1 protein-coding gene is annotated in these 307 nt (G+C 51.8%); it reads right to left on the bottom strand.

From position 1 onward, the window contains the following. A partial coding sequence (locus E6C55_RS33400; protein WP_211093710.1) for an IS91 family transposase occupies window positions 1-307 on the bottom strand: 307 nt, incomplete at both ends.

Raw genomic sequence — 307 nt, 5'->3', positions numbered from 1 at the left:
TCTGCCGTGGTACCGAAGAATTGGAGCTCGGCTTGCTTGAGATAGGCCAGGAACTTGCCTCTGAACTTTCTGGAGAGCACCTTCACCGGGATAAAGAACTTCTTCTTGGAAGGGACCCACTTGTTGGTCGCATCGATTCCTCCCCCGGGAACGACAACATGCAAATGCGGATGGTGCATAAGATTTTGTCCCCAGGTATGGAGGATCGAGGTAAAGCCAATCTGTGCGCCCAAATACTTCTTGTCAGCCGCCAGCTCGGTTAGCGTTTCTGCGGCAGCCTTGAACAACAAATCGTAAAGGATTTGCG

Origin of the sequence: Cohnella fermenti (genome assembly GCF_004801405.1) — a bacterium.
GTDB classification, from domain to species: Bacteria; Bacillota; Bacilli; order Paenibacillales; family Paenibacillaceae; genus Cohnella; species Cohnella fermenti.
The sequence above is the reverse complement of the archived record's forward strand: the minus strand, read 5'-3'. Positions and strand labels throughout refer to the sequence as shown.